1 protein-coding gene is annotated in these 307 nt (G+C 73.9%); it reads left to right on the top strand.

Going from position 1 to position 307, the window contains the following annotated elements; genetic code table 11:
• The coding region (locus tag ADK67_RS14435) for an ATP-binding protein (RefSeq protein ID WP_231648183.1) at positions 1 to 217 on the top strand (217 nt) is incomplete at its 5' end.
• Positions 218 to 307: the final 90 nt, after the last annotated feature.

Genomic DNA, 307 nt, shown 5'->3' with positions numbered 1-307 from the left:
GACCACCATCCCGGTGATCCGGCTGGCGGGCGACGCGCGCCGGCTCCGGGTCGAGGTCGAGGACGGCAGCCCGGTCCTGCCGCGCGCCCGGCTGTCCGCCACCGTCGGCGGGTGGGGCCTGCAGCTCGTCCAGCAGCTGACCACCGGGTGGGGTGCGAACCCCGAACCCGGCGGCAAGGTCGTGTGGTGCGAGATGGCCGCCGAAACCACCCCCTGACGCCGGGAGCGCAGGCCGTGGCAACCCGACAGGCCATGGTGCACAGTGACGCCATGGCTGATCACTCCGCCGAGCCCGCCGTCGAACAAC

It is taken from the genome of Saccharothrix sp. NRRL B-16348, from assembly GCF_001280085.1.
Classification (GTDB): Bacteria; Actinomycetota; Actinomycetes; order Mycobacteriales; family Pseudonocardiaceae; genus Actinosynnema.
Note: the sequence above shows the minus strand (reverse complement) of the source record. Positions and strands in the feature narration are given on the sequence as shown.